Source organism: Pseudomonas lutea (assembly GCF_000759445.1).
Lineage (GTDB): Bacteria > Pseudomonadota > Gammaproteobacteria > Pseudomonadales > Pseudomonadaceae > Aquipseudomonas > Aquipseudomonas lutea.
In genome coordinates this window covers 1,487,140-1,503,426 of sequence record NZ_JRMB01000001.1, presented here as the reverse complement: position 1 = coordinate 1,503,426, position 16,287 = coordinate 1,487,140, and the positions used below count along the sequence as shown (strand labels likewise).

Genomic DNA, 16,287 nt, shown 5'->3' with positions numbered 1-16,287 from the left:
TCAACGCAATTACGGGCGCTGCCATCGCGGCGCCTGTTTGGAACCTTTCCCTCTCTGCAAGGAACACCGATCCATGTCCAAGACTGACCACGGCGCAACTGAAGTAATCGTCGGTGCTGAAACCTACAGCCTGGCATTCACCCTCAAGGCGGTGAAGAACATCGAACGTCGTTTTGGCGGCCTGTCCCCGGCTCTGCAGGAGGTTCAGAAACTCAGCCTCAACGTGGCAGCCTCCATCATCGCGGCCGGCGCGAATCTGACACTGAAGCCGAAAGAGTTTGAAGCCCTTGAGGAAGAAATCTACGAGCACGGCATCGGGGAGGTGACGCCGCCGCTGATCCAGTACCTGCTGGCGCTGCTTAACCCTGCGGCCAAGAGCGAGGAAGAGCTCGCCAAGGATGCCGAAGAGGGCACCGGCAAAGCAAAAAAGTAACCCGGCCGGGCAACGGTAGCTATGTGGACGAGGTTTTCTGTCTGGCTACCGGCAGTCTTCAATGGTCGCCGCGCGACGCGTGGGAAACGCCGGTGCCTCAAATTCTGATGGCTTGGGAAGCTCGCATGGAGTTCCTACGGGCCACGAATCCGTTTGGTAAGGCGGATAAACCAGTCGGCCCACCGCCAGGCGAGACACCTGAGGAAAAACGACAGCGAATCAAAGCGCAAATACGTGGTGCACGTGGCTGATGCCCGACACCGCCCAGCCATGCCCAGTCCCGCTGCGGCCATTTAATTTCATCGAACCGGCTCAACAGCCGGTTTTTTTTCGCCCGGAGAAAGTGCATGGCAGGTCAAGAAGTTCGCGGGATGCTGATCCGGCTTGAGGCGACAACTGCACAGCTCCGTCAAGAAATGGATCGAGCAGACGCGTCTGTCACGAAGGCAACCGGGCGGATCGATGCCCAGCTGAGCAAAGTTGATACCGCATTTGATCGTGCTGCCAAAAGTGCGCAGTCAGCAGCAGGGATCCTCAAGGGAGCCTTGACGCTCGCGATCGGCGGCGCAAGCGTAAGCGCCATCATTGATCAGGCGGAGGCATATACCACCGTCGCCAACCGACTGAAGCTGGTTACGTCGTCCAGCAAGGAATTCACCGAGGCGCAGAGCGCTGTCTTCAGCATCGCGCAGAAGTCAGGGCAGCCGCTTGGCGCGACTGCAGAGCTGTATCAGCGCATCGCTACAAACCAGAAAGAGCTGAAGCTCAGCGGCCAGGGCGTTGCCGGGATTGTCGAAACGATCTCCAAAACTCTCGTTATCAGTGGCGCTTCCGCTTCGTCGGCGGATGCTGCCCTTGTGCAACTCGGCCAGGCATTCGCTTCGGGGACGCTGCGCGGCGAAGAGCTCAACTCCGTTCTGGAGCAGGCTCCAGCACTGGCGCAAGCGATCGCTAAGGGCATGGGAAAAACCGTAGGCGAGCTTCGAAATCTGGGTACTGAAGGGAAGTTGACCTCCGCCGCTGTTGTGGCAGCGTTGCAAGCCCAAGCCGCCGCTGTGGACGGTCTTTTCAACCAGATGCAGAGCACCATCGGAACCGCGCTCACCCGCATCCAAACGTCCTTCACGCGAATAATCGGCGAGACGGACAAGCTGTCCGGAACCAGCGTCTCGCTCGCTGGCGCCGTCAACCAGGCGTCGCGGGCGCTTGACCAGATCAAGGTCCCTGAAGCGTTCGCGGTCATTTCGCAGCACGCCGAGACGTTGTCGACGGTGTTGAACGTTGTTCTGTACGCAGCCTTGGGCAAGGTCGCCGCAGGTCTCGCGCAGTGGACCGCCGCGTCTGGTGCGTCAGTCATCGCCAACCAGAAAGCCCTCTCAGCTGCTGCGAAGACTGCGCAGCAGGACCTGCTGGCAGCTGAGGCGAAGCAGTTGGATGCCCGCGTGCTTGTGTCGCGTGCTGCTCAGGAGCTGCAGTCCGCCCAGACAAAGGTCGCAGCGGATCGCTTGCGTCAAGAGTCGGACCTGGCAGGCGTGCGCTCGGTGCAGACGGCTTTGGCAGCGGAGTTGGCGCTTGAGCAGCAGCGGCTTAAGGCGCAGATCTCTGAAACGGGTCGCAACGCGGCGCTGGCGCGCATGGTGGAGATCCGCGGTGCTCAGATCGCGATCACTAAGCAGATGGAAGCCGCCGAGCGCTCGCTTGCCGCCACGACGGTAGCGACTTCAACCCAAATTCAAGCAGCGAACGCGCAGGTTACGGCCTCCAAAGTCGCCCTCGCTGAAACAACTCTCGCAGTAAATGCGGCATCTGTTGCATCACAGAATGCAGCCGCATCGGCATCTATCGCCGCACGTGCGTGGGGCAGCTTGAGGGCTGGCGCGGCTGGGCTTCTCGGTCTGCTGGGAGGTCCGGTTGGTTTGGCGTTTATGGCTGGCGCAGTAGCTCTGTCGTTCGTCGACTTCAGTGACAAGTCCAAAACCTTGATGGGAGATCTGGGCGACCTCGGCAAGTCCGTTGATCAGGTGCGTGCCGAATTCAACAAGCTGAACGAGGATCAACAGCGCGCTCAGGTCAACACATGGAAGGACAAGCAGCTTGGGGCAACGCTCGCCGTCGAGAATGCGTACAAGGACCTGAAAAGCGCGGTCCAGGGTGCGCTGATCGAGCCACCCAACCCGGACATGGTCGATACGGCAAAAATCGCCGACCAAGTTCGCTCGTATGACGAGCTTGTCGCCAAGATGGATGCCGCTCGCGCTTCGGGGCAGTCGCTTGGCCCCACCCTCCGGGAAGCCGCCGCAAACGGGCAGATATCGCCGGAACAGCTTCGTCAGTGGGAAACCCTTGCTGGCTCTCTGAGCGATAACGCTTCTGTCGCCGCCCAGGTGAAAACGCGTCTAGACGAGCTGACTGGCGCGCTCAACCAGAATACGGTCGCTACCCAGGCCAACAACCAGGCCAAAGCTGGTTTTTCTGCTGATGGGCAGAAGTACCTGGACACGATTCAGAAGCAGCTGGCTGGCCTGCAGGATGGTGGCGATGCCATCAAAGAGGCAAACCGATACATCGCAGAACATTCGGCGCTCTCTGAGTCCGACCGGATAGCAATCCTTTCGACGGCCAATGCAATCGAGGTGAACAAGGCCGCCACAAAGGCTTCGAAGGACGAAACCAAACTCGGGAACGCTGCTGCCCGCGAAGCGGCCACGGAGCTGAAGAACCAGCAAAAGGCTCTCGAAGATCTCACGACGAAATCGGGAATTTCCGCCAAGGCTGCCAACGATCTCGCAGACGCTTATCTCGCCGGGGTCGACAACATCCGCGCAATCACCCTTCAACAAAAGGTTGAAGAAGAACTGCTCAAAACTGGCGCCGCAGCGCGTGGAAGAGTCACGGCAGCCATAAACGCTCAGATGGCGGCGGAAGACCGCCGTGACGTGGCGAAGAGCATCGCGGATCTGCGCGTGGAAGCAACGCAGACTCTTGCTCAGGCAACCGCCACCCTGCAGGGCGCAGACGCACTTGAAACTTTCAATGTGCAGAAGTCGATGCAGCTGGCGTTGGTAGGGAAAAGCATCGAGTACGGCTCTAAAGAGTATGACCAGTTGCTTCAGTCTACGCGGGCCCAACTGGAGCACAACAAAGCTCTGGAGCAGGCGGGTGCTGCAAACAGCATCGTCGACCGGCTCTACCCGCAGACGAAGTTGTTGCGCGATTACACACAAGCGCAAGAAGCGCTGAACAAGGCGATTGAGCTATATCCAGAAAAAGCTGACGCCTATCGCGATGCGCTTGCGCGACTCGGTGTGGAGTACCAGCAGAACAAGAACGCCGCGTCGAGTTGGGGTCAGTTCACCGAAGGCGCGATCGACCGAATTGACGATGCATTTGCGGACATGTGGAAGTCCGTCCTCAGCAAATCCGGCAATTTCATGGACACGCTCAAGGACAGTTTTAGGCAGTTCCTCGCGGAAATGCTTCACATGGCGATCACCAAGCCGATTCTGGTTCAGTTTGCCAGTGCGCTGGGTGTTGGGGGCGCGCAGGCTCAATCCTCCGGACTGTTCGGAGATTTAACTGGTGGTAGTGGGGGCGGGCTGACGTCGTGGCTCGGAACCGCTAAAAACGTGTTTTCGGTGGCTAGCAGCAACTTCGGGCAGTCGATCATGGCTGGCTGGAATGCAGGCGAAGGTATTGTCGGCGGCATTCAAGGAGCGTTTGGTAACGGTGCTTCCTACGTCAAAGAGGCGATCGCCAGCGGTTTCACTGCAGGCTCGGCGACAGCCAGCGCCGTGGCATCCACGACAGCAGAAAGTCTGACAACCACTTTAGCCAACTCCTACGCCAGTTACGGCGCACAGTTCGGCACTGGTGTGGCTCAAGGTTCGTTCAGCGGTGCGGCTTCATCAGCCTCAGCGTCAGCGGCTTCCTCTAGTCTCAGCGCCTTGAGCGCCACGTTAAGTTACGTCGGCGCGGTGTATGCAGTGATTCAGTCGTATCAAGCCTATGGGGCCAAAGGCGCCGCTACCACGGCAGGTTTTGCCGCCGCTGGCGCTGCCATCGGTTCCGTAGTGCCAATTATCGGTACCGCACTTGGTGCCGCAATCGGCGCAGTGATCGGTTCGATCGCTTCCAGTTCGCTGTTCGGGAGCGGGGAGAAGTACCCAGATCTGAGCACATCGGCTACTGGGCGGTATGTCGGCGGCCAGTACGTGGATACAGGCATCGCCCAGTCCTGGCAGCGCAAAGCCCCCAAGTACGGCGCTGCGGCTGATAACGCTATGTCGTCCACGCTGAACAAGTTCAGCTCTACGCTCGGTAACTTGTATACAGCGCTCGGCAATGGCGCGCCTGTCGTTGCCTACAGCACGCTGCAGCAGCGCAAAACCTCGGGGAAATACTCGAGCACGTTCGGCGCTCAGCTTGATGATGGTTCGGTGATCACCGGCAAGCAACAGTTCAAGGCCGATGACATCGCGGCGGCGTTGACTGCCGATTATGACGACATCATGGGCACCTTCCTCGCGAAGGCAATCGTGAGTTCGAAGTCGCTGCCGGAGTACTTCAAATCTCAGTTCACGGCATTTTCCAACGACTGGAACACCACGGCTGACCAGGTCATCAAGGCAATTGAGGGTGTATTCACGCGCTTCAATGGCGTGAACGATGCGCTTTCGCTCATCAACGTGGCCAACCTGAAACTGGACAATACCGGGCTGATCGCGTCGGACTCGATCCTCAACATGATCGGTGCGATTTCTGACCTGGACACCACGACGGCTACGGCGAAGGAAAAGGTCGATGCGCTCAACAAGAGCGTAGGCACTTACTACCAGGCGTTTTTCAGCGCGGACGAGCAATTCGCCGACCTGACCAAAAGTCTGCAGGGAGCGTTTGCCGGATTCGGTCTGAAACTGCCGGACACTCGCTCCGCCTACCGGAAAATGGTTGAAGACATTGATGTCACGACCACGGCCGGCCAAGCGATGTTCGCGACCATGATGGGGCTGGCCACCAACGCGGACACCTACTACACCCAAATCGACAAGCAGGCGCAGGCCGCCGTGGACGCAGCCAACGAGGCAGCACAGGCAGCGGCAGGCGCATGGTCGAATTATTACGGCCTGTTCGCTACTGACACGCAGAAGGCTGGGGACGCCCTAATGCGCGCCAGTGCGGAGTTCGGCGCGCTTGGGCTTGGGTTACCAGCCAGTCGCGGCGATTTTGCTGCGATGGTCAACGCGATCGATCAAACAACGGTGGCTGGCAAGGCGCTTTTCAACTCGCTGTTGGGTCTGGCAACCGATGCCGATGCTGCCTTTGACGTGATGGAAGCCAGTGCGGCGACGGCAACTCAGGCAGCCCAAGATGCTGCAAAAGCTCAGGCTGACGCGGCACAGGCGGCCAAGGAGGCGGCCGAAGCCGCCGCGCAGGCAATCAAGGATGCCCTGGATCAGGCGGTCAGCAACAGCTTTGCCGCTGTACAGCGCGCAGTCAGTGCCCAACAGAAAGCAGCCGAGGCGGCCTACAACGCCACGAATGCCTCGCTCAGCGACATGCTTGAAACGGCGAACAGCCTGGTTGGCGATCTAACCGGCGTCAGCAATGACCTTGGCTCGGCGCTGAAATCGCTGCGCGGGGATTCGGAGGGCGCCGTGCAGATGTTGCGCCGCCAAGCACAGGCGACGCTGCAAAGCGCGCTCGCCACTGCGCGTGCTGGCGGATCGTTGGCGAACTTCACCGGTTTGAGTGACGCGCTCACCACCGTGAGCAGCAACAGTACCGGTCTGTATTCCTCGCTTGAAGAGTTCAACCGCGATCAAGGCCGGACGGCCAATGTGGTGGGGGAACTTAACTCGCTGAACGGGAAGCAGCTCACCAACGCCGAGAAATCGGCCGCAGCGCTGCAGGAGCAGTTGGATCAGGCGAAGAAGGCTTATGACGCCCAAGTCGCGCAATTTGACTCGCAACTGGCGTTTGCACAGTCACAGCTGGACGCGCTCAACGGTGTCGACACCACTGTGCAATCGGTGACAGACGCCGTGGATCGCATGAATGCTGACGTTGTTCGGGCTTTGGCCGGCCAAGCGCCTGGCGCTGCCACCGGTAACACCTACACCAACAATGCCGCTCTTGTTGAGTCGGTGTATCAGCGAGTGCTCGGGCGAACTGCCGAAGCTGGCGGGGTCTCGTACTGGTCGTCACTGCTGGCAAATGGATCTGTGACCTACGCAGACCTAGCTGATGCCATCGCTCGCGGCGGCAAGGCCAACGGCGAAACCGTGAAAATCCCAGGCTATGCCGCCGGCGGCAGCTTCGGTGGAGGGCTGCGCCTGGTTGGCGAGAACGGGCCGGAGCTCGAGGTCACCGGGCCGAGCCGGATATTCGATGCGCGCACAACAGCAGCAATGCTCAACGGTGGAGGTTCGGATGCCGCCGTTGTGGCAGAACTGCGCGCGCTGCGCGGCGAGCTGGAGATGATCAAGGCCAACACCCAGGCCAGTGCCGTGAATGTCAGCAAGGTCGCAAGGACCCTTGACCGTGTCACCGAGGGCGGCAACGCCATGCTAACCAAGGAACTTGCATGAAGGTCATAAAGCCGCACGTCATCACTGACCTGATGATGCTGAGTTCGTCGATTCAGGAAAATGACTACCCGGCATGGGTGTCCGGAACCTCCTACGTCTTGGGCGCGAGAGTAACTCGGACAAACGTCCACCGGATATTCGAAAGGCTGGTAGCGGGGGCGGGGACAGTCGCCCCCGAGCTGGATACCACCAGCCCGCCGGTGTGGCTTGACGTAGGCCCGACGGACAAGTGGGCGCCATTCGACGATGTGGTCGGGACGCTTGCCACCGGGCCGTCTCCGCTCAGCTACGTGCTCAGTGTGGGGTTCACCGACAGCCTGGCGCTGTTTGAGCTGAGCGGCCGGTACGTGGATGTCGTGATGAAGGACGGCACCGGCGGTGTCGTTGTGTACCAGGAAAGGATCGACCTGGAAGTCACCGATATCGAGACGATTTTCGACTGGTTCTTCAGCGATCTTGATTTGCGAACTGACATCGTCATAACCGACCTGCCCGGGCAATACGCGAGCGCCGAGCTCGCCGTGACGGTCACCTCGACCAGCGGGGGCGCGTCCGTTGGTGTCATAAAGCCTGGGCTGATCAGCGACTTGGGGGAAACCCAATACGGCGCCCGGGTCGGCATCGACGACTACAGCCGTAAGGAACGCGACGACTTCGGCAACACGGTCATCACCAAGCGGGCGTACAGCAAGCGCGGCAGTTTCACGATGTTGACCACGCTGGGCACCTTCAACCGGATATACCGAACGCTGGCGGCGTTGCGGGCAACGCCTTGCGTATACATCGGCACGGAGGCCGCCGGGTATGAGCCGCTGCTGATCTATGGGTTCTTCACCAGCTTCAACATCGACATTTCATATCCCAGTTACCACCTTTGCTCGCTTGATATCGAGGGCCTTATCTAATGGCAGTTACTCCACTTCCGTTCCTTGACCGAACGGCCGCAACGTTCAAATCCGATGTGGATGCGTTCTTTGCCCAGAAGCTGCCGCAGTTCTCCGTGGAGGTGAATCAGGTAGCCACCGCGGCTGACGCTTCTGCCGAATCGGCAAATGCCGCCAAAACCGCAGCAGCAACGAGCGCCAATAATGCTGGCACAAGCGCAACGAATGCTGCGAACTCGGCCAGCGCTGCGAGCAGCTCGAAGACAGCAGCGGCGGCCAGTGAAACCAACGCTGCGAACTCAGCCAGCGCTGCGAGCAGCTCGAAAAGCGCAGCGGCAACCAGTGAAACCAACGCAGCGCAGTCGGCAGCTGCTGCAAAGGCCTCAGCCGACAGTATCGGCAGTGGGCCAGTAACCAGCGTCAATACAAAAACCGGTGTTGTAAGTCTTAGTGCCGCTGATGTTGGAGCCTTGGCAAGCGGAGGAACGGCTGTCGCTGCTACAAAGCTCGCGACAGCTCGAACCATAGCAGTTGGCGGCGATGCGACAGGTTCGGCAAGCTTTGACGGCGCCGGGAACATCAGCATCCCGATTGTTGTTCTTGATGACAGCCACAATCATGTCATTTCAAATATTGATAATTTGCAGGAAGCTTTGGATGCTACTGCAAATTTGATGACCAAAAACTTCTTGATTAACGGTAACTTTGACATTTGGCAGCGAGGCGTATCGCAGACTGTTGCAGGGTTTGGATCGGCTGACCGCTGGAATATGGGTCACAGCGGTGGAAGTAAAACTGCAAGTCTTCAGGAGTTTCCATTTGGGTCATTGGTGCCTCTTGCGAGATTTTTTTGCCGGCACGTAGTTGTTGGGGGCTCTGCAGCTGCCGACTTTACAATAATGAGTCAGGCCATCGAAGATCTACAGCGATATAGTTCGGGGCAATATACTGTTTCTTTCTGGGCGAAAGCTGATGCTGCCCGAAGTATTTCTATAGAGGTTGTTCAGTCTTTCGGAACTGGGGGAAGTCCCTCTTCGGCGGTGACAGGAATCGGCTCTACGAAAATTGCCGTGACGACTACTTGGAACAAATATTCTGTCACGGTAACTCTGCCGTCCATCAGCGGTAAAACGTTAGGCACAAATGGCGACGCAACTCTTGTTTTGAACGTTTGGTACAGCGGCGGTACAGGTAACAACTCGCGCACTGGCTCGCTCGGCGTTCAATCAGGCACATTTGACATTGCGCAAATTCAGCTTGAGAAGGGCGCGCATGCAACCGCGTTCCAAGTCCAAAACTATAGCGATATTGTTCTTCAGTGTCAGCGCTACTATCAAGCGGGTAGTATCACCTTTGCCGGCTATTCAACTACCGGAGTAGCAAACGCATTCACAGTCAAGCTACCCGTCGTTATGCGAGTTGTACCTTCAATCGCATGGATGCAAACATCAAGCCCAAACATTTTAAGCAGTGGGCTGGCTAGCATGGGGGCTGATGCGATTCAACCAAATGCCCAAGTAGCTGCTAACGGCGGATTTGCTTTAAACGGAAATTATCAACTGAATGCGGAGTATTGATGGTGGGCGACTATCTGAGATTGACCAACGGAATAATCCGCCGTTCTGACAACATACTGATTCCAACAGATCCGGGTAACCGAGATTTTCAAGAGTACCAAGCATGGCTTGAGGCAGGTAATGCGCCAGACGAGCTGCCGCCCCCTACGCCTGCCGAAAACCTTGCAACGAATATCCAGGTGCGAAACTCGCTTTTGGGCATTGCTACTCTGGCAATCGATCCACTGAAAGATGCTATTGATCTTGATATTGCGACAGAGAATGACGGTGCCATGCTAGGGGCATGGAAGCTGTACCGAGTTCTCGTCAACCGAACGGATTTGAATGTGCTCGATCCAACTTGGCCCACCCAACCCATTTAATCAAATTTTTGAAGATCCCGCCTTAAGGCGGTTTTTTTTGCCCGGAGAAAAGTGATGACCGTGACTGATAAAGATCGCGATGTGCTCGCGCGCACGCTGTGGGGCGAAGCTCGTGGAGAAGGTCTTGCCGGGATGGTGGCCGTGGCCTGGGCAATCCGCAACCGGGTTGAAGACGGCAAGGACAAGTCATGGTGGGGTGAAGGTTACGCCGGCGTCTGCCAGAAGCCATACCAGTTCAGCTGCTGGAATCGGAGCGACCCGAACTATCAGTTTCTGAGCGGCGCGCGCCAGATCCCATTCCGGGATCTGGCGCAGTGCCAGATTGCTGCTGACCAGGTGATTGACGGCAAGGTGCCGGACCCTACGGGCGGGGCGACTCACTACTACGCGACCACCATGCCAAAGGCGCCTGATTGGGCGGCCAAGGCGAAGCGCACCCTGAGGCTCGGCAACCATGTCTTTTTTAAGGACGTGCCCTAAGCATTCGGCTGGTGCTGGCGCCGGGCGCACCCAGCCCCAACCACCCACCCATCTATGAAGGCCCCGGAGGCGCAGTGCGTACAGATCAATTTGTGATGAAGTACAGCTACGGACCGCACACGCTGTCTGTGAAAGCAAATGGCGGAAGCGTGCTTGTGGAAAAAGCTGTGGGCACTGACTGGGTTACCGCAGACACATTTGCCACTGATGGCGCTTGGCGTCTGGATCTGGGCAACTCGCCCACACGCTTCACGCCTAAAGGCGGCGCGGCTTATGAGGTGGCTAAGTGACCTTGGTAATTGGGGGTGCCCCTTCCACCAAAAGACGCATTCGGCGTGGGCTGGGCCTGCTGGGCGACAGCTTCAGCGCGAACTGCCACACGATTGATCCGAAGGCATACGGCACAGAGGCCTACGGTTACGCGGGCGCGATTGCCGCGAAGACAGGTCTGTTTCCCAGCTATCTGGACAATCAGGGCAAGGTGGGCGACCACTCTGGACAGTTCATGCCGCGGCTGCCGTCCTGCCTGACTTCAGCGACAGCCGATTTGTGGATGCTGCTGTCGCGGACGAACGACAGCACGACTCCCGGCATGACGCTCGCCGACAGCAAGGCCAACGTGATGAAGGCCATCACAGCGTTCCAGAACACGCCCGGGAAGTACCTGATCGTCGGCACTGGCACGCCGCGTTTCGGCGCGAAGGCTTTGACCGGCCAGGCGCTGGCGGACGCGATTGCTTACAAGGACTGGGTGCTGACCTACGTCATACAGTTCGTGCCGGTCGTGAATATCTGGGATGGCTTCACCCAGGCGATGACCGTTGATGACTTGCACCCGAATCTGATCGGCGCAGATTTCATCCAGTCCAAGTGCGTGCCGATCATCAATGCCAACTTCGAGTTCTTCGGCGTGCCACTGCCGACGGACGCCGCCGACCTCTACTCGGCGATTCGCCCGTTCGGCTGTCTGAACGCCAACCCGTTGATGACGGGCTCGACCGGTGTGATCAACGCATCGGTCAATCCGGTGGGCGGATCGGTGCTGGCGGACAACTACAAAGCCTCCGGCTCAGGCCTGAACGGAATCACTACTCGGTGGTACAAGGAGCCGGCCGCATATGGGGAGGCACAGTGCATAGAGCTGGCCGGTGCAATGGCGGCCGCCGGCGGCTACATCTATGTGCAGCCAGCTGCGAACGTTACGCTGTCGAATGTGCTGGCAGGGGATGTGATCGAGATGGTTTCGGCGCCGGAGATTGTAGGCAACAGCCGTGGGATCCTCGGCTGGGAGGCGGAGCTGATTATTACCAAGCCGGTGTCCAGCACTTCCACCACCATCTATTACCGCTCGATGGACAAATACCAGGAACCGTTCACGTTTCCGGCGAGCTGGAGGGGTGCCCTTGAGACCCAGCGGTATACAGGCGATGTCACCGAGACAGTCGTCACATCGCGCATGGGGCTGTACCTGGCTGCCGGCGTAGCTCAGGACTCCAGAGTGAAGGTGGCGCAGTTCGGAATCCGGAAGGTGTAAACGCGCCTCTGGTCAGAGGCAGTCGGATCGCCGCTGACCATGGGCCGTCAAATATTCTTCAAAGATGCTGCATGGATGCCAGTCTGGCGTTGCCACATAGGGTATGTCAGCCATCTTTGCAGCATTGACGTTTAGTGAACTGTTACGGCGCGCTGCCAACCGAGCGTGAGGGCGGGCAAAAGCCTATGACGCAACCACAATAGCGGCAATAGCGTACGAGCATGCATACGACTCTCTACTGAGCGGGCACTGATGTGGGGGGTTCCAACAGCAGAAGGGTGCCGAGATCATTTTGAGCGCTCACTGGATACTTCGAGATGAGTTTGTCGTCATCCAGCTTCAGTAATGTCTGCGAATATGAACCGACGCCAAGATAGATGCACTCCAACGGTTTGCTGAGGGCACCAGCCATGAGCCCATCAAGGTCACTCTGCAGGAGGGTTTCGATCAGACCTGGCCCAGTTAAAGGCGACGCTGTTTTCAATTCCGCGTGATAGATCGCTTGGCGCTGGGCCAGTATCAGGCAGTCGCGGCCCTTTGACGTTGCACGAAGGAACGCTAGCTCGCTTGCGATTACAGGATCTCTATCTTTATCGTAGTTCACGACATTACCCACACCGGCCAGGACCAGGTCTCGCGCTGAGAATGCCAGCGTTACGGTGCCAAGGCTCACGAAGAACACGAACGGCAGCGCCAGTAGGCCTGAAACAAAGGATGTTGAGCGTTTGCGCATCGAACGGAGTATCAGGTCGGTCAGGATGGCGCCAACGATAAGCGCAGGCCACAGCACCATCATCAGGCAATAAATATGAGATCTGCCCTGATAATAAGTAAACAGCCCAAGGCCCATTATCCCCGCACAAAACAACACATCATAAACGTGGTTATTAACGTGTCGACGCCATGCAGATACAGCTGCGACTGCCGCCGCAGCATACGCCACCAAAACGAGTTGCCAAGGATGGAACGTGAGCGGCATTGGCAGCATCATGAACCCCGACCCGTAAAACAGCTTCTGCGCCGAGGCGGCTTCCTGAATTCCGAGTGGGCCGCCCGCCTTGAGTCTCAGGATTGCCATCAATAGCCCAAAGGTAAGGGCTGCAAAAATCGAGAATGCGAACGCTGGCCCGAGTACCCTCCACCTCAACGGCTGGATAAAAAACGGCTTCACCAATAGCGTGGCCCCGATCGATACCAGCACCGGAATGCCGGAATCAAAATTCCAGAACACGGCGACGCCTGATGCGATGCCCAGCACCGTCAGCCTTGTACGCGTTGACTCCAAGCAATATCTGGCGAAAAGGAACAACGCCACTGAAGGGCAGATGAAGCGAATCGGGTAGTACTGCACATAGATCTCTTGCTTGATGTCGTTCAGGTACAGAAACAACCCTGTCGATATCAAAAGGCACAAGAACGTCATGGCCCGAAGTAGGGGATTGCGAACATGAATATGCAGGACGGCAGCAAGGCACGAAAGCGCGATCAGCTGAAGGACAATGAACAAGGTGCTGACCGTAAGAACGCTGATGTCTATCAATTTGAAGATCGGCGCAATTAGCTCCGGAAATAGACCGTATTGGGAAGGCAGGTCGTGCAGAAGAGTCTTTCCTCCGACGACCTGGGTGAGCGCATAGGTGGCAGCGTCGTAGCTGACCGACCATTGGCTTGCGAGCGTTACCATTCGGTCTGACGCGAGCCGGTAAGGAGCCACCTGAAATACTATCGCAGCGGCGACGGCTGTCCCGATGGTCCAACCCATGTACGAACGGCGGCCTGCAATGCCTTTGAAGCTAATTAACACCGCCGCGGCTGAAAGCAGCGCTGCTAGTACCAGCATGATCAGCCTGTTGGCGCTTATCAAGCTGGTAGGGAAAAACATCACTCCTGCGAAATCAGAAGTGACAAAAGGTGCTACTAGTAGAATGCAAGCGGCCGTGGACAGTAGGATGTAGCCCCAAAAGCCTGGGTCAAATCCCCGGAACAGCTTCCCAGCGATGACCAAGCCGATGGGGGCAAGCGCGGCTAGGAGGATGAACACTGATCTCTCAATGGGCTCGGGGTTTAGCTGAGAGGGTGCTGGGACACGCACTTCCGCAAACACGGGTATTTCGGCATTCATCCCTATGTGCCAATACTGGAAAAGATAGCTCAGTGCCAAGGCCGCAAGCACCAGACATGCGATGAAGAAGATAAGCCCGAGCGCCTTAGTGCGAATAACGTCATGTCTTGGCTGCGAGGCAGCATCATTGATCATTGTTGAGATCGGCCTGATAGGGAGCTGGTGAGGAAAGGGGTTAATTCAATCACAAGCAGCATTGGGAACGCCATCGAGGCGGAAAACCTCACCTAGCATCTAACATTCCTAAATCCCTAATCTCGGCATTGAACCTCGGCAGAACGCCGGGAACTTGGGCGTCGTAATAAGCTGGACGAGTCAGTCCTCGGGTCGGTAGCAATTGACGCCAGCATCGCCGCTTCTGTTAACTGTACGTATGTCCAGCATTCAGATATTCCCATGATCCCACTCACAAAGAACGTTGCCGACCCGCTGGTCGAATGGAAGCGCATGGTTGAGGAAAGGCAAGACCTTGTCACCGACCCTGACGGCCAGCGGGTGAAGCTCCGCGAATTGGCAATGCTTGCGTATCAGCGCTATCAGGTCGATGCGGATGAGCTGTCAGACATGCTGGAGATAACAGAGGCCGCGCGCGAGTGGGGTCTGCTGGAGCTAGAGGAAGGTTTCCGCCTGGGCATGTTCGACAGTCCTGAATTCGGCCTTCAGGCGGGGACGCAGTATTTCGACGGGAAGAAGATGGTGAGGGCTGGGTGATCGTCGGCAGGACGCCGGGGAGGGTTGCTGAAGTGTCTAATACTACGCCGGCCTACCTTGAATCTATTGGCCCTAAGCTTGGCTATCAGAACGTTTCTTTTTAGACAGATTAAATGCGCAGGCCCTTCAGCTGCTTGCCCGCGCATCGATTTTCACGCTACTGCTGCATCACTGGAGTGTGTACGAAGCGACGCCCAGCGCAGGAGAAAATCTCCCCCAAAACGCAACCGTTTGGACCAGTGTTTATTGAGTTTAGAAGTGTCGAAAAGAAGGGTGTTTTTGCAGGGCTTTTTTAGGGGTAAAGCATTGATTCAGAAGTGATTAACCGATTCTTATACCGAGTCCCATGCCTTGATGCGAGAGAGGGCTGCGCAATGGCTCTGGAGGCGTGTAGGCATAGCTGGCGGCCCATGGGTAGGACTGTATTCGACCCAGCAGCTGCCGCAGTTGGACGCCGCCGCCCCGCCAACTGTTGCCTTTCCCACCCCTAGGAAATTTCGACGATGGACAGCGTGGGAAGGAGAGCGGTGTGAAGGCCTTCCCCAGGGTCTCGCATTAGTATATAAACACGCTTTATTAGGTCAGGCGCTCCGTATTTCAAGGAGCTGACAAATTTTGATTTTGCTAATCATGGGTGGAAATTGGCTAGGACTTCAAGGTGGAAAATCGCTAAGTATGAAAGCGGCGTTGGGGAGTATGTGCTAAGTTCTTGGAAGTATTTTTCTGATTTCGTCAGCCAAGAAATGCTCAACTACACGAGCTACGTATATCGTGGGCACGCTGACAGTAGCTGGAAGCTGGAACCCACACTCGATAGGATTATAAAAACCCCGACTTCATCCAAGAGGGCGTCTCACCTTGAGCGATTCAAGTTTGAAACGAGAGGGCGCCGAGGCTCTTCTCCCGTAAAGATGGAAGATGATAATGATTGGTGGGCGTTAGGGCAGCACCATGGTCTAGCGACTCCATTGTTGGACTGGACAGAGTCGCCTTTTGTAGCTCTTTTCTTTGCTGCAAGTGCTGCTAGCGAGCTTTCTTCCGGTGGTTATAGTGTGTATGCAATACACCAAACTTCAATAAAGAAAATAAACGAACGAGTCAATAATGAAGTAGGCTCCCCGTTAGTCAACGGAAGGAGACAAACTGTGAAAGTTGTGAGACCGCTGAGTGATGAAAACAAAAGACTTGTGAGTCAGCGGGGATTATTTACAAGGGGTCCAAATAATGTGAATCTAGAAGATTGGGTTCGCAAAAACACAGATAAAACCTCAAAGGAACTTTGTATCATCAAGGTTACCATACCGAACCTGGACTCAAAAGAGTGTTTGCGGTATCTCAATCGTATGAATATTAGTCACTCCACGTTGTTTCCAGATCTGCCTGGAGCATCTGACTTTTGCAATATGCATCTTAGTATCGATAAGTATTGATATTCAAATTTCAGTGGCACCTGCGAGTGGGCGAAATCTGTTCCGAAACTCAACGAGCCCCCGGCGTGGAATGCGGCCTGTAGCCCAGTCGTTTTGAAGAAGTATGGGAACGCCAATCGCCTCCAAAGGGGCGGCCCGCTGGTTTTTCCATAACGGTCTTGAAAACC

The 16,287-nt window shown here is 56.9% G+C and carries 11 protein-coding genes; 10 read left to right on the top strand and 1 reads right to left on the bottom strand.

All coding sequences use genetic code 11. The annotated features are described in order from the left end of the window. Positions 1-73 precede the first annotated feature (73 nt). From LT42_RS06205 to LT42_RS06170, 8 genes are all read left to right on the top strand, one after another. Positions 74-433 (top strand): hypothetical protein, encoded by a 360-nt coding sequence (locus tag LT42_RS06205; RefSeq protein WP_037010760.1) that lies wholly within the window; start codon positions 74-76, stop codon positions 431-433. Positions 434-780: 347 nt separating this feature from the next. Next, positions 781-7,020, top strand: coding sequence for a tape measure protein (locus tag LT42_RS24865; protein WP_052075128.1), 6,240 nt, complete (start codon positions 781-783; stop codon positions 7,018-7,020). Next, a complete protein-coding gene (locus LT42_RS06195; protein WP_037010758.1) occupies positions 7,017-7,925 on the top strand; it encodes a hypothetical protein in 909 nt (302 codons plus the stop codon). Before LT42_RS24865 ends, LT42_RS06195 begins: the two co-directional genes overlap by 4 nt. After that, entirely contained in the window at positions 7,925-9,481 is a 1,557-nt protein-coding gene (locus tag LT42_RS25190; RefSeq protein WP_081955329.1) for a carbohydrate binding domain-containing protein, read from the top strand. The genes LT42_RS06195 and LT42_RS25190 overlap by 1 nt, the downstream gene beginning before the upstream one ends. Next, the gene (locus LT42_RS24860; protein WP_052075125.1) at positions 9,481-9,843 is read left to right on the top strand and encodes a tail fiber assembly protein; all 363 of its coding nucleotides are present in this window, start codon (positions 9,481-9,483) and stop codon (positions 9,841-9,843) included. The genes LT42_RS25190 and LT42_RS24860 overlap by 1 nt, the downstream gene beginning before the upstream one ends. 54 nt (positions 9,844-9,897) lie before the next feature. Further along, on the top strand, positions 9,898-10,323 hold the full coding sequence (locus tag LT42_RS06180) for a cell wall hydrolase (RefSeq protein WP_037010757.1): 426 nt from the start codon (positions 9,898-9,900) through the stop codon (positions 10,321-10,323). 74 nt (positions 10,324-10,397) lie between these two features. Further along, entirely contained in the window at positions 10,398-10,613 is a 216-nt protein-coding gene (locus tag LT42_RS06175) for a hypothetical protein (protein ID WP_037013040.1), read from the top strand. Between the two features lie 2 nt (positions 10,614-10,615). After that, positions 10,616-11,857 carry an SGNH/GDSL hydrolase family protein gene (locus LT42_RS06170; RefSeq protein WP_420806899.1) on the top strand — a complete coding sequence of 414 codons (1,242 nt, stop codon included), beginning with the start codon at positions 10,616-10,618 and terminating at the stop codon, positions 11,855-11,857. Between the two features lie 235 nt (positions 11,858-12,092). Here the strand turns inward: LT42_RS06170 and LT42_RS06165 are convergent, their stop codons facing one another. After that, positions 12,093-14,114, bottom strand: a complete 2,022-nt coding sequence (locus LT42_RS06165; protein WP_037010755.1) for a hypothetical protein — start codon at positions 14,112-14,114, stop codon at positions 12,093-12,095. A gap of 261 nt (positions 14,115-14,375) precedes the next feature. On the opposite strand from LT42_RS06165, the gene LT42_RS06160 reads away from it, so the two are divergent. Both LT42_RS06160 and LT42_RS25185 read left to right on the top strand, forming a co-directional pair. Next, positions 14,376-14,690 carry a hypothetical protein gene (locus tag LT42_RS06160; RefSeq protein WP_052075124.1) on the top strand — a complete coding sequence of 105 codons (315 nt, stop codon included), beginning with the start codon at positions 14,376-14,378 and terminating at the stop codon, positions 14,688-14,690. 743 nt (positions 14,691-15,433) lie between these two features. Then, complete coding sequence (locus tag LT42_RS25185) at positions 15,434-16,120, top strand: FRG domain-containing protein (RefSeq protein ID WP_081955328.1); 687 nt, start codon at positions 15,434-15,436, stop codon at positions 16,118-16,120. The last annotated feature ends 167 nt before the right edge of the window (positions 16,121-16,287 follow it).

Bases quoted from the DNA above. Each gene is read 5' to 3' on its own strand.
- LT42_RS06205 (WP_037010760.1), top strand. From the start codon at position 74: ATGTCCAAGACTGACCACGGCGCAACTGAAGTAATCGTCGGTGCTGAA.
- LT42_RS24865 (WP_052075128.1), top strand. From the start codon at position 781: ATGGCAGGTCAAGAAGTTCGCGGGATGCTGATCCGGCTTGAGGCGACA.
- LT42_RS06195 (WP_037010758.1), top strand. From the start codon at position 7,017: ATGAAGGTCATAAAGCCGCACGTCATCACTGACCTGATGATGCTGAGT.
- LT42_RS25190 (WP_081955329.1), top strand. From the start codon at position 7,925: ATGGCAGTTACTCCACTTCCGTTCCTTGACCGAACGGCCGCAACGTTC.
- LT42_RS24860 (WP_052075125.1), top strand. From the start codon at position 9,481: ATGGTGGGCGACTATCTGAGATTGACCAACGGAATAATCCGCCGTTCT.
- LT42_RS06180 (WP_037010757.1), top strand. From the start codon at position 9,898: ATGACCGTGACTGATAAAGATCGCGATGTGCTCGCGCGCACGCTGTGG.
- LT42_RS06165 (WP_037010755.1), bottom strand. From the start codon at position 14,114: ATGATCAATGATGCTGCCTCGCAGCCAAGACATGACGTTATTCGCACT.
- LT42_RS06160 (WP_052075124.1), top strand. From the start codon at position 14,376: ATGATCCCACTCACAAAGAACGTTGCCGACCCGCTGGTCGAATGGAAG.
- LT42_RS25185 (WP_081955328.1), top strand. From the start codon at position 15,434: ATGCTCAACTACACGAGCTACGTATATCGTGGGCACGCTGACAGTAGC.